The sequence below is a fragment of the Plantibacter sp. CFBP 8775 genome, from assembly GCF_014839505.1.
In the GTDB taxonomy this organism is placed as follows: domain Bacteria; phylum Actinomycetota; class Actinomycetes; order Actinomycetales; family Microbacteriaceae; genus Plantibacter; species Plantibacter auratus.
Map to the genome: position 1 here is coordinate 1,066,333 of NZ_JACYNV010000001.1, position 21,548 is coordinate 1,087,880.

Below are 21,548 nucleotides of genomic sequence, written 5' to 3' on the forward strand. Positions count from 1 at the left end.
GAGGTTCTCGCCGGTCATCAGGCGATGGCCGGGACGAGCGCCTTCACCGACGTGGTCCTCGCTCGGGCGATCGCGAACGTCGTCGCGGCGAGCGATCCGAGGAGCCAGAGGACGAGGCCGACGACGCCGGCCGCTGCTCCCGTGTCGCCGATCGCGATCGCCTGCAGGCCACCGAGCGCCGGTGCGATCGGCAGGAACGAGAGGATCTGGTCCAGCACCTGCGGAGCGGTCGCGATGATCCCGGTCGCCAGACCGACGAGCGCGACGATCATCGAGATGAACCGACCCGCTCCGCCGAACAGGGCGTTGAGCGCCTGGTTGGCGGCGGCGAACACGAGTCCCGCGAGGACGGCGATCCCGGCGAAGGCGAGCCAGCCACCCGCGTCGAGGTCGAGCAGTGGCGCGGTGATGACGGCGACGAGCAGGCCCTGCAGCATCCCGATCGCGCCGGCCGGGACGAAGGCCCCGAGCGCGAGCCGCAGCGATGAGCGGGTGGACCCGAACGCCCGCGTGGGCACCGGCCGCAGGACGAGGAAGCTCGCGAGCGCACCCAGCCAGAGGGCGAGGACGGCGTAGAAGGGAGCGCTGTTCGTGCCGAAGGACACGGTCGCCGAATCCCCGGCCGAGACCGGGTCGGCGACGACGTCCGCGAGCGTCTGTCGGTCGGAACTCGTGTAGGTCGGCAGACTGTCGACCGCGCTCTGCAGCCCGGACGCGAGCGAGGTGATCCCGCCGGACAGCGTTCCCGCTCCCGACGCGAGCTGGTTCGACGCGTCGGCGAGCTGGGTCGTACCCGTGGCCGCCTGACCGGTACCGTCGGCGAGTGAGGACGCACCCGACGCGACCTGTGCCGCAGCGGCGTTGATGGTGGCGATGCCGTCCACCAGCGTGGGAAGGCTTGCGGAGAAGGTCGCCGCACCGGTCGACAGGTCCTGCGCTCCGGAGGCGCTCGCCGCGGTACCAGCCGCGAGTGCCGTGGTCCCTGGGTACTTGACCGACTGGTTCGAGGGGTCTAGGTAACCGCCGTTCGCGATCACGTCGCTGGTCGTGGCGAGTTGCGCGATTCCTTCGCAGTACTCCTCGGACGCGCCGGAGGCGGCGCATCCGGCGCTGAGTAGTGCGAGCTGCTGTGCCACTTGCGTGGTCGCGGCGGCCGTACCGTCTGCAGCGGTCGCGAGCTGCGAGACGCCGTCCGCCAGCTCCTTCGCGCCGCTGGCGAGCTTTGCCGCACCGGGGACGAGCCCGGGGCTGCCGGTCGATGCGTCGGGCTGTGTGCCGGCGTAGAGGGCGGAAAGACCGTTCGACAACTGTCCGGCCCCGTCACTCAGCTGTGTCGCACCCGACGACAACTGCGTCGCGCCCGTGGCCAACTGCGTGGTGCCGTTCGCGAGTTGCTGCGCGCCCTGCGCGAGGGAGAGTCCGCCCGTCGAGAGCTGCTTCGCACCGTCGGCGGCCTCGCCGAGCTGGTCGTGGAGGGTGTTGAACCCGACGTAGACGTTCTCGAGGTAGGTGGTGGTGAGCTGTCGACCCAGGAGCGAAGCCGCGGTCTGCGTGATCGTCTGGGAGATGGCGTCGTCGACGAGCTTGCTGCGGTCGCTCGTCGCCACGTCGAGGCGGGCGCGCTCGGCGTCGGCGGCGTCGCCCGAGAACGAGGTCGCCGCCTTCGAGAAGTTCTCCGGGATGGTCACGACGGCCGTGTACGAACCGTCGGCGAGGCCCGCCTTCGCGTCGGAGGCGTCGGTGATGACCCAGGTGTAGTTGGTCTCCTGGTCGCCGTCGACGAGGCCCGCGGAGAGCTGGCGTCCGAGCGGCACGGTCTGGCCGTTGACGGTCACCGGCTTGTCGTCGTTCACGATGGCGGCGGTCACCTGACCGAGTCGTTCCGCCGGGTTCCACAGCGCCCAGACGAGTCCGCCCGCGATGACGAGCGGCACGAGGATGAGGCCGATGATCGAGACGACCGTGATGCCCTTGCCGGAGCGGGCCCGTTCGAGGCGGTTCAGGATGGTGCTCATGCGTCGACCTTCGATTCAGCGATGGCGGTGGGAGTGGAGGAGGTGGTGGCGCGGTCGAGGTCGAGTACCTCCGGCGTCGTGGTCGGCAGGACGTCGGCGAGCGAGGTCGCGTCCGCGGTGCCGACGACGATCGTGAGCGGCCGGCGCGAGCGCTCTGCGGCTCTGGTCGCCATCAGGAGGCGCTCGTACAGTCCGCGTCTCGTGTCGTCGTCCGGCACGGTGTCGACCCCGTCGAGGACGATGACGGCCGGGCGTTCGGCCAGCGCCGAAGCGAGCGTCCCGACGGGTTCGCCGTGGTCGAGACGGACGTACGCGACGCGGGACCGGACGGCCCCGGCGCGGACCGGCAGGACCAGACCGGCGACCTTGAGTCGGCCGTGATCGGGTTCGAGGCGACCGGCCAGCGTCAGCAGGAGGGCGGTGACCGAGACCGGGCGCGCGCCCTGCACCGCGAGCACGCCACCGACGGCGACGGTCGTGTCGACGTCCTCGTACAGCGGGCCGTCCGCACCGGCCAGGGTGACCCCTGCTGCGGCGATGGCGACCTCGTCACCGCTGCGCCACTCGCGCAGTTCGAGCTCGCGCTGCAGCCCCTCACCCTCGACATCGAACGACGGCAGGAGGCGGTCGAGCCACTTCGGCAGGTACCAGGCGTGGTCGCCGAGGAGCGCGAGCACCGCCGGCACGAGGGTCATGCGCACGATGAACGCGTCGACGAAGACGCCCACCGCGAGTCCGAGGGCGATCGGTTTGATGTTCGTGTCGCCCTCCGGCACGAATGCGGCGAACACCGCGAACATGATGACGGCCGCGGCGGTGACGACCTTCGCCGAGCCGAGGAAGCCGGTCTCGACGGATCGCCTCGCGAGTCCCGAATGGACGAAGTCCTCGCGCATCCGGGAGACGAGGAAGACCTCGTAGTCCATCGCGAGCCCGAACAGGACACCCATGAGGATGATCGGCATGAAGCTGATCACCGGACCGGTCCTGGCGACGTGGAGGGCCTCGGCGAACACGCCGTGCTCGAAGACGAGGGCCACGACGCCGAACGACGCGGCGACCGACAGCAGGTAGCCGAGGGTCGCCTTGATCGGGACCCAGATCGAGCGGAAGACCATCGTCAGGAGCACGAGCGACAGGCCCACGACGATCAGGCCGAAGGGGAGGAGGGCGCCGCCGAGGCGGTCGGAGATGTCGATGCCGATGGCCGTGAACCCGGTGACCTGCAGGTCGACGTCGTACTCGTCCTGGAAGTACTGGTGCAGTCCCCGGATCTCGGCGACGAGGTCCTTCGTCGCCTGCGAGTCGGGGCTGCCGCTCGGGATGACCTGGATGATGCCGGTGTCGGCCGTTGCGTTCGGGGTGGCGAGTGGGACGGCGGCGACGCCGTCGAGTCCCTCGATCTCCTGCTTGAGGTCGGCCATGAGTCCGAGCGGGTCGGTACTGCCGACGATGCCGCCGGTGACGATGAGTGGCCCGTTGAATCCCTCGCCGAAGTGCTCGGAGACGAGGTCGTACGTCGTGCGGGCTCCGTCGCCCTCCGGCAGCGAACCGGCGTCGGGGAGCGCGAGTCGGAGCGACAGGGCGGGGATGGCGAGGGCGCCCAGGACGGCGACGACGGCGACGATCGTGACGATGGGGAGTCGCGTGACGCCTCGCACCCAGCCGAGGAAGAAGCGGTTGGGGTGCCCTTCGACAGGCTCAGGGACCGCGTTGTGGGGCTCAGGGACCGCGTTGTGGGGCTCAGGGACCGCGTTGTGGTGCTTAGGGGCCGCGGTACGGGGCTCAGGGACCGGGCTGTGGTGCTCAGGGACCGCGTCCTGTGGGCCGTCGACCGGCTCAGCAGCAGCGCCCCGGGCCGCCGCGCGCTTGCTCGCCCGCCTCGCCTTGGGCCGGAGACGTTCGCCGGCGAAGCCGAGCATGGCCGGGATGAGGGTGAGCGAGATGACCACGGCGATCGCGACGCCGACCGCCGCGGCGACACCCATCGTCGTGAGGAACGGGATGTTCGCGACCGCGAGCCCGAGGAGGGCGATGATGACCGTGAGGCCCGCGAAGATGACGGCGGAACCGGCCGTCGCGGTCGCGCGGGCTGCTGATTCGGCCGGGTCGAGCCCGCTGCGCAGGCCGTCCTGGTGTCTCGAGATGATGAACAGCGCGTAGTCGATGCCGACGGCCAGGCCGAGCATGAGTGCGAGCATCGGCGTCGTGGAGGAGATCGGCCCGAAGAGCGTCGCCACGAAGATGAGCGCCATCGAGATGCCGACCCCGAGCAGTGCGGTGATGAGCGGCATGCCCGCGGCGAGGAAGGAGCCGAAGGTGAGGATGAGGACGACGAGCGCGACGACCACGCCGACGAGCTCGATGACACTCAGCGTCGGCAGGCTGTTGCTGAAGAGTTGCCCGCCGAGGGACGACTCGGCTCCGGCCGGGAGCGCCTTCGCGAGGCTTGCCTCCGCGTCCTCGACGTCGCTGATCGTGGCCGCGGTGATGTCGGTCTGCGCGCCGTCGAACTGGATCGAGATGAGCGCCGCCCGCTGATCCTCCGAGACCGCCCCCGTCACGTTCTCGTCGAAGGGGGAGACAGCCTGCTCGACCTGCCCGATGTCGCCCAGGGCGGTGACGGCGTCGTCGATCGCCGACCTGACCCCGGCGTCCTCGACGGTGTCGCCCTTCGGTGCGACGACGATGATCTGCGCCGAGGCGCCGGCCACCTGCGGGAAGGTGTGGTCGAGCGAATCGAGGGCCTCCTGCGACTCCGTGCCGGGGATGGAGAAGGCGTTGTCGGTTCCCTGGTTGAAGAGCAGCGCGCCGCCACCCGCGAGGGCGAGCACGGCGATCCAAAGGATCAGCACGAGCTTGCGGGCGCCGAACGCCCAGCGGCCGAGGGTGTAGAGCAGTGAGGACACGCGTCGCTCCTAGGGAGGTCGGCGCTGCTTGCAGGCGAGCCGACGGAGATGTTCGGACAGGATCGATACAGCGGTGTATCCGATACATGACTGTATTGGATACAGTGGTGTATCGGCAAGAAGTCGGACGAGCTGTCAGTAAGGTGTCAGGATGCGCGTGCACGAAGCGGTCGAGTCCCCGAGCGACGAGGCACCCGTCGAGTCCGCGCGTCGGCAGCGGACGCGCGAGCGGCTGGTCGACGCCGCCTACGAGGTCTTCGCCGAGTTCGGTGTGCACGCGGCGTCGGTCGAGCAGATCAGTGAGCGCGCGGGCTTCACCCGCGGTGCCTTCTACTCCAACTTCGACTCGAAGGAGGAGTTGTTCTTCGCCCTCGAGTCGCGTGAGAACCAGCTCCGACTCGATCGCCTGGAGGCCGGACTGCAGGCGGTCAGCCCGTCGCTCCTCGATGCAGCGGGCCGGTACACCGAGGGCTCGCTCGAGGCCCTGATCCGTGCCTTCCTCGAACTCCAGCCGGACGACCGCCGCTGGTGCCTCGTGCAGTCGGAGTTCCGGATGCTGGCGATGCGCGACGCCGACGTCGCAGCCCGCTACCTCCAGCACCAGGAGAGTGCCGGCCGCCAGCTCGCCGCGTGGCTCGACCAGGCGGCCGGACTCGCGCACGTCCGGTTCACGATCCCGACGCCCGACATCGCGAACATCGTCGTCGCCCTCTACGAGTCGGCCATCCAGACGGCCGTGCTCATGGACCCGGACGGCGATGAGGGCTCACCGCGCGAGCTCGCGATGCGCACGCTCCCGGCCATCGTCCGCGCCCTCACCGAGTCGATCACCGACTGACCTCAGGCGGACTCGCCGGATCGATCCGGCTGCAGCGCCTGGGCCAGCATGACGATGATGCCGCTCGGCCCGCGCACGTAGCTGAGCTTGTAAACGCCCTGATAATCCGCGACCCCGCGGAGCGGGTGGCAGCCGTGTCTGGCGGCGATCGCCAGCGCCTCGTCGATGTCGTCGACGGCGAACGCGACGCGGTGCATGCCGATCTCGTTCGGCAGTGTCGGCTCGGTCTCGATCGCGTCCGGGTGGAGGTACTCGAAGAGTTCGAGGCGTCCGTGACCGTCCGGCGTCTGCAACATCGCGATCTTGGCGTGGTTGCCGTCGAGGCCCACGGCCGTGTCGGCCCACTCGCCGCTCACCGTGTCGCGGCCGAGCACGGTGAGGCCGAGGTCGGTGAAGAAGGCGATCGTCGCCTCGAGGTCGCGGACCGCGATCCCGACGTTCTCGAGTCTGATGTCCATGGGCTGCACGCTACCCGGCCGCGCGGGCCCGATCCAGGGTCTCCTGGAGCGGGCCCGCGTCGGAGCAGTCCGGGGGTGGCCCGACTCAGCCGCTGAGGGCCGAGGTCGGTGGCGTCCTGGCCGCGCGGATCGCCGGGTAGAGGCCGGCGATCGCGCCGATCACCAGGGTCGCGCCGACGCCCGCGAGCAGCACCTCCGGCGGTACGGCGGTCGGCCAGTCGTTCACCGCGGCGACGACGCTCGTCACGCCCGTTCCGATGAGCGCGCCCGCGACCCCGCCGAGGGCCGAGAGGAGGAGCGCCTCGGTCAGGAACTGGGACCGGATGTGCCCGCGGGTGGCGCCGAGCGCCCGGCGCAGGCCGATCTCCCGGCGGCGCTCCAGTACGGAGATCACCATCGTGTTCGCGACCCCGATGCCACCGACGAGCAGCGCGACCGAGCCGAGTCCGAGGAGGAGACCGGTAAAGGCCTGGTCGGCAGCCTGCTTGGCGGCGAGGGCGTCCGACGGCCTGGAGACCTCGACCTCCTCGGGTGCAGCAGGGTTCACGGTGCGGGGGAGGAGCTCGCGGACGGCCTCGACGCGTTCGTCGGAGGACCGTTCGTAGACCGTGGTCGGTTTGCCGTCGTACCCGAAGCGTTCGGCGGCGACGGTCTCACCGATCATCACCGTGGTGTCGAGTTCCGGGGCGAGGTCGAGCGGATCCAGAATGCCCACCACCGTGAAGTACTGGTCGCCGAGCTGGATCATCGAGCCGACCGTCGCGACACCCAGCCGTTCCGCGGCCTTCGACCCCAGGACGACCGCGGGGTAGCTCGCCGTCGCCCGGTTCAGCCACCCACCGGTGGCGAGGGTACCGCCCACGACGTCCAACAGGCTCTCCGTCACCGCCGCTACGCCGAGGCCCCCACTCGACGCCCGGTCGATGAGGCTGCTGCGGTAGACGAGGACGCCGTTCAGCACCGCGGCGGAGCCGGCCTGTTCCACACCGTCGACCAGTCCCACCTTGCCGACGGTGTTCGTGGGCAGGGTCGCTGCTTCACCGAAGAGGTTCTGGCCCGGTTGGACGGTCAGTAGGTTCGTCCCGAGAGCGGAGAGCTGCGCCTGCAGTTTGGCCTGACTGGATGAGGAGATGCCGACGACCGCGATCATCGCCGCGATGCCGATCGCGATCCCGAGGGCGGACAGGACCGCGCGCGTCGGCCGTGCCCGCAGACCCGTCGTCCCGAGCCGGAGGATGTCGCGACCGAGGAGCCGCGACCGTCGATCGTGGTCGGCGTTCATGTGGTCCTCGTTCCTGCGGCCAGCCCCGAATCGCTCACGATCCGGCCGTCGCGGATCGCCACCTGGCGGGGGAGTCGCGCAGCGAGTTCGGCGTCGTGCGTGATCACGACGATGGTCGTGCCGGCCTCGTGGAGTTCGTGCAGCAGTTCGACGATGCTCGCGCCGGACACGGAGTCCAGGTTGCCGGTGGGTTCATCGGCGAGGAGCAACGGCGGGTCACCGACCACGGCGCGTGCGATCGCGACCCGCTGGCGCTCACCGCCGGAGAGCTGGGTCGGGCGGTGGCCGAGACGGTGGCCGAGTCCGACGCGTTCGAGGGCGAGGTGCGCCCGTCGTCGGCGCTCGGCCCGCGGTACTCCGGCGTAGATGAGGCCGTCGGCGACGTTGTCCACCGTGGTCACGCCGTCGGCGAGGTGGAACTGCTGGAAGACGAAGCCGATGCGGTAGGCGCGCAGGGCCGACAACTTCGCGTCCGAGAGGCGTCCGACGTCCGAGCCCGCGATGCGGGCGGTCCCACTGGTGGGTCGGTCGAGTGTCCCGATGAGGTTGAGCATCGTGGACTTCCCCGATCCGCTGGGCCCCACGATGGCGACGAACTCGCCCTCCTCGACGGTGAGGTCGACACCCGCGAGTGCGAGCGTGGGTGGCTCGCCGTACTCCCGGGTGACCCCGTCGAGGTGGATGATCGGTGGTCCGGCCGGCTGCGTGAGTGCGGCTGCCGATGCCGTCGTGGTGTCCGTCATGAGACCGGCACCACGACGTCGAGACCTTCGCGGATGCCGTCGCCCGAGACCTCGACGCGACCGTCGGCGAACAGGCCCGTCGTGACGGGGACCTGCCGGTGCTTCCCCTTCCCGTCGACGACCTCGACGCCGAAGCGCTCGTCGTCGATCGCGATGAGCGCTTGGACCGGGACGGAGAGGACGTTCTCGCGTCGTTCCGTCGGGAAGCCGACCGTCACGGTCGCGCGCTGCAGCTCGGCTGCCGCCGCCGGGTCGTCCAGGGTGATCCCGACGGGGATCGTGACCTTCTTCTGCCCGTCCGCATCCGATTCGGTCGGGACGCCGACATCGGTGACCGTGCCGGTCGTCCGCTGTCCGCCGGGGAGGTTGACGTCGACCTTCGTCCCGACGACGCCGAGCCGCTGATCGGCGAGCTTCAGCGGGACGTCGATGCGCTTCACGAGGGACGAGACGGTGACGATCTTGTCCGAGGCGGTGGTGCCGACCGCGGCGTCGACCGATGCGATCCGTACGTCGCCCGGCATGAAGACGACCGATCCGAGCTCCAGGCGTCCGGTCTCCTCGACGCCGAGGGCTTTCTGCCACCGCTCGATGGCGCGTTCGGTCGACGCGGCGAACTCGCCGTCCGGTTCGCGGTCGAAGTACCCGAGCGCCGCGAGGCTCTGTTCGAGCTGCTGGACGTCCGGTCCGTCGCCCATCCCGGCTTCGAACGTGCGCCAGGCGGGCAATGGCCCGTGGAGTAGGGTCACCGGGACGTTGGCGACCGCGTACAGGGTGCCACCGAGTGAGACCGTGCTTCCCGGGGCCGGGGTGCTCGTCACGATGCCGGTCCCGCCGCCGATGGTGCGCTGGTCCGCGTAGTCGAGGGTGCCGCTCGCCTGCGTCGTGCCAGCCAGGTCGCCGGCGGTGATCGGTGCGGTGCCGGTGCGGATGCTGCTGCGCGGTTCCTCCTGGCTCGTCCCCTGGGCGGGGATCAGGGTCGTCGCGGCTGCGACGGCGCCGCCTGCGAGCAGGACGGCGCCGACGCAGACCGCGGCGACGACGAGCGGGCGTCGTCGTCTCATCGGCTGGTGGACCCGGTGGTGGTGCCGGGCGTCGTTCCGAGACCGCAGGCCTCCATCACCTCTTCGGTGATGTCCGAGGGGATCTCCATGGCCTGGCCCTCGACCGGGTCGGACACGTCGTATCCGTGTTCGCGGAAGCAGTCGGCCATCTCGAGCTGCTGTTCGAAGGCGTCGGCGACGGAGGACGAGCCGCCGGCCGGAGCGGGCGGTGGACCGAGCCGGTCGATGCACGTCTCGGAGGCGGCCTGGAACGCGCCGGAGTCTTCTCCGCCGAGGGTCACCGACGCGCCGCCCGATCCGCTCTGCTCCGGGTCCGGCATGTCGACGCCCTCATCGCGCATGCACGACGCGAAGGCGATCTGCCAGTCGTCGAAGGTCTGCTCGGCCTCGGGCGTCTTGCCCACGGTCTCGGGCGAGCCCGAGCTGCAGGCCGCCAACGATCCGATGAGGAACGGGATCGCGATGAGGGCGGCGAGTCTGCCGGCCGGACGGCGGACGGAACGGGTGATGGTGATGTCGGACATCTGCACTCCTCAGTGGGTGGGGCTGACTGGTGACGACCAGTCCACTCGGCGGCGCGTTGTCCGGGCGTCAAGGAAAACGTTGACGTTCCCTGAACGTCCCGAACGGCACGATGGATAACCGACACTCGGGGGTTGCTCGATCGGCGTCCGTACGCTCCCGGTGTCACCACACCCCATCGAGAGGAACATCATGCGCGTCCTGGTTGCCGAGGACGAGGTCTACCTGGCCGAGGCGGTCCGAGCCGGTCTCCGACAGGAGGCCATCGCCGCGGATCTCGTCCACGATGGCGACGCAGCCCTCGAGGCGCTCACGATCAACGACTACGACGTCCTGCTGCTCGATCGGGACCTGCCGGGCACCCACGGCGACGAGGTGTGTCGAACGGTGGTCGCCGAGCATCCCGGTGTCCGCGTCATGATGCTGACGGCGGCCCGTCGACTCGACGACACCGTGTCCGGCCTCGGCCTCGGCGCCGACGACTACCTGGTGAAGCCGTTCGAGTTCCCGGAGCTCGTGGCCAGGCTCCGCGCGCTCGCCCGGCGGACGGCGGAATCGCGTCCACCGGTCCTGGAGCGCGCGGGGGTGCGACTCGACCCGTTCCGGCGGGAGGTCTTCCGCGACGGCGTGTACGTGAAGCTGTCACGGAAGGAGTTCGCGGTCCTCGAGCAGCTGCTGCTCGCCGACGGAGGGGTCGTGAGCGCCGAGACCCTCCTCGAGAAGGCCTGGGACGAGAACGTCGACCCGTTCACGAACACCATCCGCGTGACCATCTCCAACCTCCGCCGACGCCTCGGCTCGCCGTGGGTGATCACGACCGTCCCGGGCGCGGGCTATCGGATCGAGGGCGACTGATGCCGCGTTCCGACGCTGCGGGGTTGCTCAGCCGCCCGAACCGCTTGACGGTGCGTATGCGCTTGACGCTGACGTACGCGCTGCTGTTCACCGTCGCCGGCTCGATCATGCTCGCGCTCATCTACGCCTTCATGCGGTACGTCCCGACGTACGCGATCACCGCGGTGCGGGCCGACGAGGCCATGGACGGCGCGACCCGTTGGTGGGCGACCGCGCCGACCGAGGTCGCCGGGGCGGCCACCTACCAGCCGGCCGAGGGGCTGACCTCGGCGAACGGTACTGCGGCCCTCGTCGTCTCGGACCAGAGCGACATCCTGAACACGCTCCTCGTCTGGTCGCTCATCGTGCTCGCCGTCCTCGCGGCGGCGAGCGCGTGGGGTGGCTGGATCCTGTCGGGCCGGCTGCTGCGTCCGCTGCACGCGATCAACGTGGCCGCGCAGCGGGCGGCGACGGGATCCTTCGACCATCGGGTCGCCCTCGTCGGCCCGCGGGACGAGATCACCGACCTCTCCGACACCTTCGACCACATGCTCGAGCGACTCGACCGGTCGTTCCGAGCCCACCAACGGTTCGCGGCGAACGCCTCGCACGAGCTGCGCACCCCGCTCGCGACGACCCAGGCGATGCTCGACGTCGCGGCGACCAGCGGCGACCTCGACGACGAGACCGTCAGGGGACTGATCGCCCGGCTCCGTGAGACCAACACGCGCAGCATCCAGACCGTCGAGGCCGTCCTCGACCTCGCCGACCTCGAGCACTCGGAGCTGCGGGGTGAGAGCGCGGCACTCGGAGAGCTGGCTTCCGAGGCCTGCGTCGCCGCGGCCTCCGCGGCTCGAGAGCGCGGGATCGACTGCACGGCCGAGGTGCAGGACCTCGATGTCTGGGGCGACGAGGGCATGCTGCACCAGCTGTGCGGCAACCTCCTGCAGAACGCCGTCCGACACAACGTCGACGGTGGTTTCGTGCGGGTCTCGGTGCGCCGGTCGGGCGGTCCGGCGGGTGGCGCGGTGGTCCTCCGGGTCGAGAACTCCGGGGAGTCGATCCCGGCGGACGTGGTCGCGAGGCTCACCGAACCGTTCTACCGCGCCGGCGGCCGGGTCGCGCGGGGTCCGGAGCGGTCACGCGGGCTCGGACTCGCCATCGTGGAGAGCATCGCCGAGGTGCACGGGGCGTCGCTCGAGCTCACCGCGCGGTCGGAGGGTGGGCTGGTGGTGACAGTCACGTTCCCGCCGAGCGGCCCGGACGCCGGCACCGAGGCGTCAGCTCAGCGCGCCGTCGCGACGCGCTCGCCGCGAGCCCACACGAAGAAGCCGGCGAGGGTGAACGCCCCGTAGAACAGGTACATCGACGCCGAGACCCAGTACCCGGCGCCGAACAGGAGCGGCACGCCGACCAGGTCGACCGCGACCCAGATGAGCCAGAACTCCACCCAGCGCTTCGCCATCCCCCAGGTCGCGAGCAGGGAGCCCATGAAGATCCAGGCGTCGGCCCAGACCGGCTCGTAGGAACCGAGTGCCTGGAACACGGGGATCAGGAGCAGCGTGCCGCCGAGCAGGAGGCCGACGAGGACGAGCCGTACCCGCCAGCCGGCCCAGCGGGGCCGGATCACGGCGACGGGACCGGTCGTCGCCTCGACGTGCTCAGCCCGTCGCCACTGCACCCAGCCGTAGATCGACACGACGATGAACATGAGCTGGCGGCCCGCCTGTCCCAGCAGGTTGGTCGGGTTCGGCGTGTGGAACACCGCGCCGAGGAAGACGGTCAGGAGGAGCGCGTTGCCGATGATGCCGACGGGCCAGGCCCAGGCGCGGCGACGCACGCCGCCGAGGGCGCTCGCCAGGCCGAACAGGTTGCCGACGACTTCCCGCCAGAGGACCACCTGGTCGCCGACCCTGAACGTCGCGTCGAAGAGCCAGAGGAGGATCCCCACTGCAGTGCTCCGATCGGGTCCGTGGCCAGATGATGCGCGGTCACGCGACCGACGGTCCACCGTACAACGTGCAGAGCCGCCTCCCGATCGGGAGGCGGCTCTGTGACGATCTGCGGCTCAGGAAGTCTTTCGTGGGCACTTCGACAAGCTCAGTGACCGGGAGGAGTGTGTAGCTCAGTGACCGGGAGGAGTGTGTGACTCAGTGACCGGGCGAGGTGTCCGCGGAATGTTCCGGTCCCTGAGCCTGTCGAAGGGCGGTCGGCGCTTCGACAGGCTCTGTGACGTTCCGCTGGTCGACAGCGTTCGCCGACTAGCTCGCGGCGGGCAGTCCTCCACCGGCGGCGATGACCTGCTCGAGGAAGGCGTCGGTGGCCTCGGCCTGCTTGCGCATGACGCGCTCGGCGTCCTCGGCGCTGCGCGCCTCGGCGGCCGCGACCAGCCCGGTGACGTAGGCGGCGAAGATGTCCCACTGGAAGAAGTCGATCGTCGGCAGCGAGGTGTAGGTCACCCGGGTGTTCATCTGACGGGCGACCTGCTGCAGCAGCGAGTTGCCCGAACGCTCCACCATGAAGTCGGCGAAGGCGGACGACGACCGGAGGACGTGCTTGTCACGCGCCTCGATGTCCGCGAGCACGGCGTCGCCGAGCTCGCGGAACGCCGCGACGTCCTCGTCGGTGAACTGCGGGATGCTCCAGCGTGCGCTGAGCTCGTGGAAGCCGTTCAGGAGGCGCAGTGCTTCGGCGTACTGCTCGGCGGTGGGTTTCGCGACGCGGGTGTACCGCTGCGGTGCGGTCTCGACCAGTCCGATGTCGGCGAGCTTGCTGATCGCTTCGCGGATCGGGGTCCTCGAGACGCCGAGCCACTTCTCGAGCTCTTCATCGTTGAGGCGCTCGCCGGGCTCGAGGGTGCCGTCCTCGATGGCGGTCAGGAGCTGCTCGAAGACGATGTCGCGCAGGAGCTTCCGAGGGCTCGTCTCGACGGTTTTGGGAACAGGCATGGGACTCCGATCGTCGAGCTGGGATGTGACCAGTTCAGAATACCGATATCCAAGGTGTGTTGGATAGTTTTGTGCCTCATGTGTTGGTGAACATGCCGGATGCACAGGTGCAGCCGGGTGCGCCGAGCCTTGCTATCCTGGCGCGCACGGGCGTACCTCGGAGCGGCAGGAAGGTGGGACGCATGTCGGCAGATTCGGCGGCCAGCAGGCCCCGCCATCGGCGGATCCATCTGTTCCAGACGCTCGGGGCGCTGCTGGGCGGTGTGACGCGGGTGACCGTGCCCGTCCTCGAGGACGCCGACCGAGCGGCGCTCGTCGCCGAGCTGGACGAGGTGTCGCGAGTGATCGGCTTGCAGGACCCGGTCGCCTACGCCGAGCTCTCGTGGCCGCTCATGGACCATCTCGTCGCTCTCTGCCCGAATCGCATCCTGGTCACGACCGCTCGCGATGCCCTCGCGCTGCTGTCGCCGCAACTCGAGGTCACCGCCGACACCGATTGGCTCGATTGGCCGTCACTCGCGGTGGACTTCCCGATCCTCCGGGACGCGGTCGCGGAGGGGGACGCGATCGCCGCGGAACTGGCCGTGGAACGACTGTGGGGCATGGCCGCGATGCTTCCGTGAAGCATTCCAAATGCTGATATGCTGAAGTCGTCGCTTGCGACACCACTGCCGGAGACGCCGGTCAGGACATTCGGGTTCCTGGCCTGAGCGCCCGGTGGTGAGTCGGGTGGGTGGGTTTCGGGTATCCGCCCACCCGGCGTCTGATCCTCTAGCGACGGAGCGGTCACCTCGATGCAGCTCACGCGTCGGTGCCGCGCACGCCTCTCCTGACACAGCACAGCCCCCACGCCGTCGGGCGCAGGGGCTGTGTGGAGGCGGGTCGCTCAGCCGATGACCGGGCCGAACCGCTCGGGGAGCACGCTCTTCGACACCCGACGCAGTTCGGAGACCGGGATGGTCAAGACGTCCTGGATCTCGAGGGCGGGCTCGGTCGCGTCGCCGACAGCCGAGGCGTCGGTCACGCCGATGCGGAGCACCGGGTAGCCGCGGCCCTCGCACAGGCCCTGGAACTTGACGTCGTCCTCGCGCGGCACCGAGACGATGACGCGTCCGGTGGACTCGGAGAAGAGCGCCGTCGTGAGGTCGACGCCGTCGCGGGTGAGCAGCTCGCCGAGGAAGACCCGGGCGCCGACGCCGAAGCGCATGACGCTCTCCGCCAGTGCCTGGGCGAGACCGCCGTCGGAGAGGTCGTGGGCGGAGGACACGAGGCCCTCCTTGGCTGCGGCGTGCAGCAGCTCGGCCAGCGTCTTCTCGCCGGCGAGATCGACCTTCGGCGGCAGGCCACCGAGGTGGTCGTGGATCGTCCCGGCCCAGGCGGAGCCGTCGAGCTCGAGTGACGTGGTGCCGAGGAGGTAGAGGTTGTCGCCCTCGTCCTGCCATCCGCTCGGGATGCGGCGCGCGACGTCGTCGATCACGCCGAGCACGCCGACGACGGGCGTCGGGAAGATCGGGACGTCGCCCGTCTGGTTGTAGAACGACACGTTGCCGCCGGTGACCGGCACGCCGAGCTCGAGGCAGGCGTCCGACAGGCCGGCGACGGCCTCGGAGAACTGCCACATGACCTCGGGGTTCTCCGGCGAGCCGAAGTTCAGGCAGTCGGTGACGGCGGCCGGGACGGCACCGGTGACGGCGACGTTGCGGTAGGCCTCGGCGAGCGCGAGCTGCGCGCCCTGGCGCGGGTCGAGCTGGCAGTAGCGGCCGTTCGCGTCGGTCGCGATGGCGAAGCCGAGGCCGGACTCCTCGTCGACGCGGATCATGCCGCCGTCGTCGGGGAAGGACAGCGCCGTGTTGCCCATGACGTAGTAGTCGTACTGGTTGGTGATCCAGCTCTTGTCGGCGAGGTTCGCCGAGCCGAGGAGGGAGCGGAACTGCTGCTCCAGCTCGGCAGGGGCGTCAGTGCGGGGGAGGGCCGACGCGGAGTCGGCCTGCAGGGCGTCGATCCAGGTGGGGTAGGCGACCGGGCGCTCGTAGACCGGGCCGTCGACCGCGACGGTCGAGGGGTCGACGTTGACGATCTCCTCGCCGTGCCAGTTGATGACGAGGCGGCCGGTGTCGGTGACCTCACCGAGCACCGAGGTCTCGACGTCCCACTTGTCGGTGACGGCGAGGAAGGCGTCGAGCTTGCCCGGCTCGACGACCGCCATCATGCGCTCCTGCGACTCCGACATGAGGATCTCCTCGGGCGTCAGCGAGGGGTCGCGCAGCAGGACGTGCGACAACTCGACGAACATGCCGCCGTCGCCGTTGGCCGCGAGCTCGCTCGTGGCGCAGGAGATGCCGGCGGCACCGAGGTCCTGGATGCCCTCGACGAGGCTGTCGCGGTAAAGCTCCAGGCAGCACTCGATGAGCACCTTCTCGGCGAACGGGTCGCCGACCTGGACGGCCGGACGCTTCGTCGGGCCGTTCGCGTCGAAGGAGTCGGACGCGAGGATGGAGGCGCCGCCGATGCCGTCGCCACCGGTGCGGGCACCGAAGAGGACGATCTTGTTGCCGACGCCCGAGGCGTTGGCGAGGCGGAGGTCCTCGTGACGCAGGACGCCGACCGACAGGGCGTTGACGAGCGGGTTGCCCTGGTACACCTTGTCGAAGTAGGTCTCGCCGCCGATGTTCGGCAGGCCCAGGCAGTTGCCGTAGGAGGAGATGCCGGCGGTGACGCCGTGCACGACGCGCGCGGTGTCGGGGTGGTCGATGTCGCCGAAGCGGAGCTGGTCCATGACGGCGACCGGTCGGGCACCCATCGAGATGATGTCGCGGACGATGCCGCCGACGCCCGTGGCCGCACCCTGGAAGGGTTCGATGTAGGAGGGGTGGTTGTGGCTCTCGACCTTGAAGGTCACCGCCCAGCCCTCGCCGACGTCGATGACGCCGGCGTTCTCGCCCATGCCGACCATGAGGTTCTTCTTCATGTCGTCGGTGACCTTCTGGCCGAACTGGCGCAGGTAGATCTTGCTGGACTTGTAGGAGCAGTGCTCGCTCCACATGACCGAGTACATGGCGAGCTCGCCGCTCGTGGGACGACGGCCGAGGATCTCGCGGATCTTCGCGTACTCGTCGGCCTTCAGGCCGAGGGCGCCGTAGGGCTGCTCGCGGTCCGGTGTCGCGACGGCGTTCTCGACGGTGTCGGCGACGGCGGAGCTGGTGGGGGTGGTGGTCGTCACGAGGGCAGGACTCCAAAGGAAGTGGTGGGATGCCGGACCCACCAATCTTAGCGGCGCGCGGCGACGAACAGATCCTCGGATGGGCGTCGGAGGTCGACGCCGATTCGTCACGGTGCGGTGCCTGATTCGCGGTCTCTTCACGAGCTTCGAGATCGACCGTGACGATCGGTGCGATGGTTGCGTCCTATCACCAACGAAGCGATCAACCGCTCGCTCGAGACGAACCAGGAAGGGCAACACCATGTCGAACACCACCAACTCCCCGAAGCCCACCGTCACGAAGGGTGTCGTCGGCGAGAACAACGCCGCCACGCAGACGAACACCCACGGCAAGACGGTCATCGACAACGGCGTGGTCGCGAAGATCGCCGGCATCGCAGCCCGCGAGGTCCGCGGCGTGCACGCCCTCGGTGGTGGCGCAGCCCGTGCCTTCGGTGCCATTCGCGACGCCATCGGCTCCTCCGACCTGTCGCAGGGCATCCGCGTCGAGGTCGGCGAGACCCAGGTCGCCGTCGACGTCGTGATCGTCGCCGACTACCCGGTCGACCTGCAGGCCGTCGCGAGCGAGGTCCGCGCCTCCATCATCCGCGCGATCGAGCAGTTCGTCGGCATGGAGGTCACCGAGGTCAACGTGACCGTCAGCGACGTCTTCATCCCGTCCGACGACGAGGACCAGAACGCCGAGGCGCGAGTCCAGTGACCGCCTCCAACACCGGCATCCTGATCGGTGCCGTCCTCGCACTCAGCTGGGTGGCCTTCGGGTTCTGGGCGTTCGTGTTCGTCGCGGTCGCGATGGGGATCGGCGCCCTCGTGGCCCGCATCGTCACCGGCCAGACAGACCTGAACGCGATCGTCGACGCCGTCCGCGGGAAGCGCGTCTCGTCATGACCACCGCCGTCCTCGACCGGGGTGTCCCCTCGGTCGCCGAAGCTCCCGGCGTGCACCCGCACGGCGGGCCGGGCCGGACGCGGATCACCGCGAAGGCCCTCGAGCACGTCGCCGTGAACATCGCGGCCGAATCGCTCGGGGTCCCGGCGGGACGCGTGAAGGTCGAGCTCGCCGACGACCGGGGTGCACTCGCGCTCATCGTCACCTCGCCGATGCGCGCGATCCCACTGGCGCGCGTCTCGGCCACCTCCGACGCGCTCCAGCGTTCAGGGGGCTCCATCGTCGAACGGGTCTCGGCCGCCACCGGTGCCATCGCCGCTCGCGTCGAGCAGTTGTCCGGTTCGAGCGTCTCGCGCGTCTCCATCCGCGTGAGCGGACTCGAGATCGACCAGGAAGGACGCGTCTCATGACCGCCACCGCAGCCACGACCCCGGCCGCCGGCCCGACGAGGGTGCTCCGGCGCCTGGCTCGTCGCGAACTGCACTCGCCGCGCTCGACCGCCGCGATCCTCCTCGCGGTCCTGCTCGTGCTCGTCGCGCTCTGGATCGCCGTGGAGACGGTGCTCGCCCTCATCGGCGTCCGCCCGCTCCTCGTCGCCCCGGGTGAGATCCCGGGAGCCGCGGCCAGCCTGCCGACGACGCAACCCGTCATCCTCGGTGTCGCGGGGCCACTCGTGCTCCTGCTCGGGGTGATCCTCATCGGGATCGCGCTCGGACCGGGACGTCGGCACCGCCACCTGTTGTCGACCGGGCGCGTGCTCGCGGTCGTCGACGACGAGGTCATCGCGTCGGCCCTCGCGCAGCGCGCTTCGACGACGGCTGCCACGCATCCTGACGGCACCTCCGTGGCCGTCGGCCGGCGGAGCGCCGCGATCCGGATCACCCCCGCCAGCGGCATGCCCGTCGACCGGTCCGAGGTCGACCGCGCCGTCGCCGCAGACCTCGACGCGTTCGGCCTGCAGCCGTCGCTCCGGGCGACCACCTCCATCTCGTCGAACGGGAAGGTCGGACAGTGAACTCCACCAACCGCGGACTGAACCGTCTGCTCATCCTCCTCATCGGACTCGTGTTCGTCGTGATCGGGGCGGCGGCGCTCGCCGTCGTCACCGTGCCCGTCGTCGCCGACTGGTGGCGCGACAACCGGAACGCCGTGCTCGACACGATCGACGGCTGGTTCGCCTGGAACCCGTTCGCCGCGGCGCCCGGCGCGGACGCCGGTCAGACGGCCCCGGTCCTCGTCCCGATCGCCGGGATCGTGCTGCTCGTGATCGTCGCCGCCCTGCTCATCTCGTTCGTCCTGCGCCAGGGTCGCGGCCGTTCCGGCGTCGTGCATCGCGCGACCGTCGAGCACGGCGACATCGTGCTCGAGACGGACGTGGCGGCCAACGCGCTCGGCGATGCGCTCGACGACACCGAAGCGTTCTCGTCGGTCCGGGTCTCCGCCTGGGACGTGAACCGGGCGCAGGCGCTCAAGGTCGCCGTCACCTGCCGGCGCGGCGTCTCGCCCCGCACGGCGGTGGAGACCGTCAGCACGGCGGTGGAGTCGCTCGACCGCCTGCTCGGCGTCGAGCTCCCCGTCCTCGTCGAGGTCGGTGGCGGCTTCCGCGCCGCCAAGCCGAAGCGCGTCCTCCAGTGACCGTCACTGATCCGGACATGCCGGTGCAATTGCAAGCCCCCGTCCGAATCGGCTGATCCGCAGCCACGCGTCGCAGAATGCCAGTGTCGCGGGATGAACCATCGGGACACATCAACGCCCCACGGCGATCCGTGGGAGAGGGAGCAACACCATGGGTAAGAAGATCCTCCTCATCATCGTCGGCCTCATCGCCTTCGGTGCCTACACGCTCGGCGCGAAGGCCGGACGCACCCGGTACCGCGAGATCAAGCACGCCGCAGAAGAGTTCTGGAACGACCCTCGCGTCGAGAAGGCGCGCAAGAAGGCCGTGAAGAACGCGAAGAAGGCCACGGCGAAGGCCCAGAAGGAAGTCCAGAAGAAGCTCCACTGAGCCCCTTCGTCCGCCCGTCCTCGGGCAGAACGCCGCCCGCTCGCCCAGGTCTGGGGGAGCGGGCGGCGTTCGTGCTCACAACACCTTCGACAGGAACGCGCGCGTCCTGGCGTGCTGCGGATTGGCGAGCACCTCGCGAGGTGCTCCCGTCTCCACGACGACGCCGCCGTCCATGAACACGAGCGAGTCGGCCACCTCCCGGGCGAACCCCATCTCGTGCGTGACGACGATCATCGTCATGCCGTCCTTCGCGAGCCCCTTCATGACGTCGAGGACCTCGCCGACCAGCTCCGGGTCGAGTGCCGAGGTCGGCTCGTCGAACAGCATGAGCTTCGGGTCCATCGCGAGGGCCCGCGCGATCGCGACCCGCTGCTGCTGACCGCCCGACAGGTGGCCGGGGTACGCAGCCGCCTTGTCGCTCAGACCGACCCGGTCCAGGAGTTCCCGGCCGCGCTGCTCGGCGACCGCGCGCCGTTGGCCCTTCACCTGCATGGGCGCCTCGATGATGTTCTCGAGCGCCGTCATGTGGGGGAACAGGTTGAACCGCTGGAACACCATGCCGATGTCGCGCCGCTGCTTCGCCGCTTCCTTGGGCTTCAGCTCGTAGAGCTTGTCGCCCCGCTCGCGGTATCCGATGAGGTCACCCTCGACGAGCAACCGTCCGCCGTCGACCCGCTCCAGGTGGTTGATGCAGCGCAGGAAGGTCGACTTACCGGAGCCCGACGGCCCGACCAGGCACATCACCTCGCCGCGTCGCACCGTCAGGGAGATGTCCTTGAGCACCGTGTTCGAGCCGAAGGACTTCACCACGCCCTCGGCGCGGACCATGTCGGTCGTGTCCGTGATCGTCATCGTCGTTCTCCGCTCTCGCCGTCGGCGGGGCTCTGTTTCGCGCGCGCCTCCGCCTCCTGGACCTGGATGGCCTCGGTCGTGACCGGTGCCCCCGCGTCGATCCGGGTGAGCCCGCGCGCGAACCGCTTCTCCAGGAAGTACTGACCCACCATCAGGATCGAGGTGAACAGCAGGTACCAGAGCGACGCGACGATGAGCAACGGGATCGGGTTGAACGTCTCGGACGAGATGTCCCGCGACCTCGTGTAGAGCTCCTGCGTGAACGGGACGGCCGTCACGAGCGAGGTGGTCTTGAGCATCGAGATCACCTCGTTGCCGGTCGGCGGGATGATGATCCGCATCGACTGCGGCAGGATGACCCGCCGCATCGTCTGCGCCCAGCTCATCCCGAGCGCCGTCGACGCCTCCTCCTGTCCGCGGTCCACCGACAGCAGACCGGCGCGCACGATCTCCGACATGTAGGCGGCCTCGTTGAGTGCCAGCCCGATGACGGCGATCCAGAACGTGTTCAGCGCGGCGTCCGTCGGCAGCTGCGCGATCGGCGGGAGGAACGGCAGGCCGATGTTGAGCGTCGGGTAGATCGTCGCGAGCAGGCCCCAGAAGACCAGCTGCACGTAGACCGGCGTCCCGCGGAACAGCCAGACGAAGCCCCATGCGATGGCCTTGAGCACCGGATTCGGTGACAGTCGCATGATCGCGAGCACGACGCCGAGGACGATGGCGCCGATCATCGAGTACACCGTCAGCTGCAGCGTGATGAGCGCTGCCATGGTGATCCGCCGGTCGAAGACGTACTTGCCGACGGCCGGCCAGTCGTACGCCGGCCGCGTCGCCGCGTCGACCACGAAGGCGACGAGCAACAGCACGATGATGACGGCGAACACGTTCCGCCAGGGATGGCGGAGCTTGACGACCTTCAACGGCACCGGGGGCGCGGACGCCGTTCCGGTGGTTCTGGAGTCGCTCATGG

At 69.8% G+C, this 21,548-nt stretch carries 22 protein-coding genes; 10 read left to right on the forward strand and 12 right to left on the reverse strand.

Annotated features, from left to right (window positions below):
* Positions 1-17: 17 nt before the first annotated feature.
* Together IFR14_RS05150 and IFR14_RS05155 are read right to left on the reverse strand one after the other, a co-directional pair.
* Positions 18-2,015 (reverse strand): YhgE/Pip domain-containing protein, encoded by a 1,998-nt coding sequence (locus IFR14_RS05150; protein WP_191940456.1) that lies wholly within the window; start codon positions 2,013-2,015, stop codon positions 18-20.
* Positions 2,012-4,924, reverse strand: a complete 2,913-nt coding sequence (locus IFR14_RS05155) for an MMPL family transporter (RefSeq protein WP_191940457.1) — start codon at positions 4,922-4,924, stop codon at positions 2,012-2,014. The genes IFR14_RS05150 and IFR14_RS05155 overlap by 4 nt, the downstream gene beginning before the upstream one ends.
* A 151-nt stretch (positions 4,925-5,075) precedes the next feature.
* Here IFR14_RS05155 and IFR14_RS05160 point away from each other — a divergent pair, with 151 nt between their 5' ends.
* Positions 5,076-5,762 carry a TetR/AcrR family transcriptional regulator gene (locus tag IFR14_RS05160; RefSeq protein WP_191940458.1) on the forward strand — a complete coding sequence of 229 codons (687 nt, stop codon included), beginning with the start codon at positions 5,076-5,078 and terminating at the stop codon, positions 5,760-5,762.
* A gap of 2 nt (positions 5,763-5,764) precedes the next feature.
* Here IFR14_RS05160 and IFR14_RS05165 read toward each other — a convergent pair whose 3' ends face one another.
* The 5 genes from IFR14_RS05165 to IFR14_RS05185 form a co-directional block, all read right to left on the reverse strand.
* The gene (locus IFR14_RS05165) at positions 5,765-6,220 is read right to left on the reverse strand and encodes a VOC family protein (protein WP_191940459.1); all 456 of its coding nucleotides are present in this window, start codon (positions 6,218-6,220) and stop codon (positions 5,765-5,767) included.
* A gap of 85 nt (positions 6,221-6,305) precedes the next feature.
* The gene (locus IFR14_RS05170) at positions 6,306-7,502 is read right to left on the reverse strand and encodes an ABC transporter permease (RefSeq protein WP_191940460.1); all 1,197 of its coding nucleotides are present in this window, start codon (positions 7,500-7,502) and stop codon (positions 6,306-6,308) included.
* Positions 7,499-8,245, reverse strand: a complete 747-nt coding sequence (locus tag IFR14_RS05175) for an ABC transporter ATP-binding protein (RefSeq protein WP_191940461.1) — start codon at positions 8,243-8,245, stop codon at positions 7,499-7,501. Before IFR14_RS05175 ends, IFR14_RS05170 begins: the two co-directional genes overlap by 4 nt.
* Positions 8,242-9,309: a peptidoglycan-binding protein gene (locus tag IFR14_RS05180; RefSeq protein WP_191940462.1), complete on the reverse strand. Its 1,068-nt coding sequence runs from the start codon at positions 9,307-9,309 to the stop codon at positions 8,242-8,244. The genes IFR14_RS05175 and IFR14_RS05180 overlap by 4 nt, the downstream gene beginning before the upstream one ends.
* On the reverse strand, positions 9,306-9,833 hold the full coding sequence (locus IFR14_RS05185) for a hypothetical protein (protein ID WP_191940463.1): 528 nt from the start codon (positions 9,831-9,833) through the stop codon (positions 9,306-9,308). Before IFR14_RS05185 ends, IFR14_RS05180 begins: the two co-directional genes overlap by 4 nt.
* 190 nt (positions 9,834-10,023) lie before the next feature.
* Between IFR14_RS05185 and IFR14_RS05190 the strand changes: the two genes are divergently transcribed.
* Together IFR14_RS05190 and IFR14_RS05195 are read left to right on the forward strand one after the other, a co-directional pair.
* Positions 10,024-10,686 (forward strand): response regulator transcription factor, encoded by a 663-nt coding sequence (locus IFR14_RS05190; RefSeq protein ID WP_191940464.1) that lies wholly within the window; start codon positions 10,024-10,026, stop codon positions 10,684-10,686.
* On the forward strand, positions 10,686-12,020 hold the full coding sequence (locus IFR14_RS05195) for a sensor histidine kinase (RefSeq protein WP_191940465.1): 1,335 nt from the start codon (positions 10,686-10,688) through the stop codon (positions 12,018-12,020). The genes IFR14_RS05190 and IFR14_RS05195 overlap by 1 nt, the downstream gene beginning before the upstream one ends.
* Here the strand turns inward: IFR14_RS05195 and pnuC are convergent.
* Together pnuC and IFR14_RS05205 are read right to left on the reverse strand one after the other, a co-directional pair.
* Positions 11,951-12,616 (reverse strand): nicotinamide riboside transporter PnuC, encoded by a 666-nt coding sequence (gene pnuC / locus IFR14_RS05200; protein WP_191940466.1) that lies wholly within the window; start codon positions 12,614-12,616, stop codon positions 11,951-11,953. The two genes, IFR14_RS05195 and pnuC, sit on opposite strands and share 70 nt — an antisense overlap.
* Positions 12,617-12,926: 310 nt before the next feature.
* Complete coding sequence (locus IFR14_RS05205) at positions 12,927-13,613, reverse strand: GntR family transcriptional regulator (protein WP_064294165.1); 687 nt, start codon at positions 13,611-13,613, stop codon at positions 12,927-12,929.
* A gap of 182 nt (positions 13,614-13,795) precedes the next feature.
* Between IFR14_RS05205 and IFR14_RS05210 the strand changes: the two genes are divergently transcribed.
* Positions 13,796-14,236 carry an FCD domain-containing protein gene (locus IFR14_RS05210; RefSeq protein ID WP_191940467.1) on the forward strand — a complete coding sequence of 147 codons (441 nt, stop codon included), beginning with the start codon at positions 13,796-13,798 and terminating at the stop codon, positions 14,234-14,236.
* 263 nt (positions 14,237-14,499) lie between these two features.
* On the opposite strand, the gene purL is transcribed toward IFR14_RS05210, so the two are convergent.
* Entirely contained in the window at positions 14,500-16,833 is a 2,334-nt protein-coding gene (gene purL, locus IFR14_RS05215; RefSeq protein ID WP_191940468.1) for a phosphoribosylformylglycinamidine synthase subunit PurL, read from the reverse strand.
* A gap of 241 nt (positions 16,834-17,074) precedes the next feature.
* Between purL and IFR14_RS05220 the strand changes: the two genes are divergently transcribed.
* The 6 genes from IFR14_RS05220 (at position 17,075) to IFR14_RS05245 (ending at position 19,726) form a co-directional block, all read left to right on the forward strand.
* A complete protein-coding gene (locus IFR14_RS05220) occupies positions 17,075-17,533 on the forward strand; it encodes an Asp23/Gls24 family envelope stress response protein (RefSeq protein ID WP_079001390.1) in 459 nt (152 codons plus the stop codon).
* On the forward strand, positions 17,530-17,721 hold the full coding sequence (locus IFR14_RS05225) for a DUF2273 domain-containing protein (RefSeq protein ID WP_191940469.1): 192 nt from the start codon (positions 17,530-17,532) through the stop codon (positions 17,719-17,721). The genes IFR14_RS05220 and IFR14_RS05225 overlap by 4 nt, the downstream gene beginning before the upstream one ends.
* Positions 17,718-18,131: a hypothetical protein gene (locus IFR14_RS05230; protein WP_191940470.1), complete on the forward strand. Its 414-nt coding sequence runs from the start codon at positions 17,718-17,720 to the stop codon at positions 18,129-18,131. Before IFR14_RS05225 ends, IFR14_RS05230 begins: the two co-directional genes overlap by 4 nt.
* Positions 18,128-18,736: a DUF6286 domain-containing protein gene (locus IFR14_RS05235; protein WP_191940471.1), complete on the forward strand. Its 609-nt coding sequence runs from the start codon at positions 18,128-18,130 to the stop codon at positions 18,734-18,736. The genes IFR14_RS05230 and IFR14_RS05235 overlap by 4 nt, the downstream gene beginning before the upstream one ends.
* Positions 18,733-19,356 (forward strand): hypothetical protein, encoded by a 624-nt coding sequence (locus IFR14_RS05240; protein ID WP_191940472.1) that lies wholly within the window; start codon positions 18,733-18,735, stop codon positions 19,354-19,356. Before IFR14_RS05235 ends, IFR14_RS05240 begins: the two co-directional genes overlap by 4 nt.
* Positions 19,357-19,507: 151 nt before the next feature.
* Complete coding sequence (locus IFR14_RS05245; protein ID WP_064294172.1) at positions 19,508-19,726, forward strand: hypothetical protein; 219 nt, start codon at positions 19,508-19,510, stop codon at positions 19,724-19,726.
* Positions 19,727-19,801: 75 nt separating this feature from the next.
* Here IFR14_RS05245 and IFR14_RS05250 read toward each other — a convergent pair whose 3' ends face one another.
* Both IFR14_RS05250 and IFR14_RS05255 read right to left on the reverse strand, forming a co-directional pair.
* Positions 19,802-20,578: an amino acid ABC transporter ATP-binding protein gene (locus IFR14_RS05250; protein ID WP_274598595.1), complete on the reverse strand. Its 777-nt coding sequence runs from the start codon at positions 20,576-20,578 to the stop codon at positions 19,802-19,804.
* Complete coding sequence (locus IFR14_RS05255) at positions 20,575-21,546, reverse strand: amino acid ABC transporter permease (protein WP_079705041.1); 972 nt, start codon at positions 21,544-21,546, stop codon at positions 20,575-20,577. The genes IFR14_RS05250 and IFR14_RS05255 overlap by 4 nt, the downstream gene beginning before the upstream one ends.
* Positions 21,547-21,548: the final 2 nt, after the last annotated feature.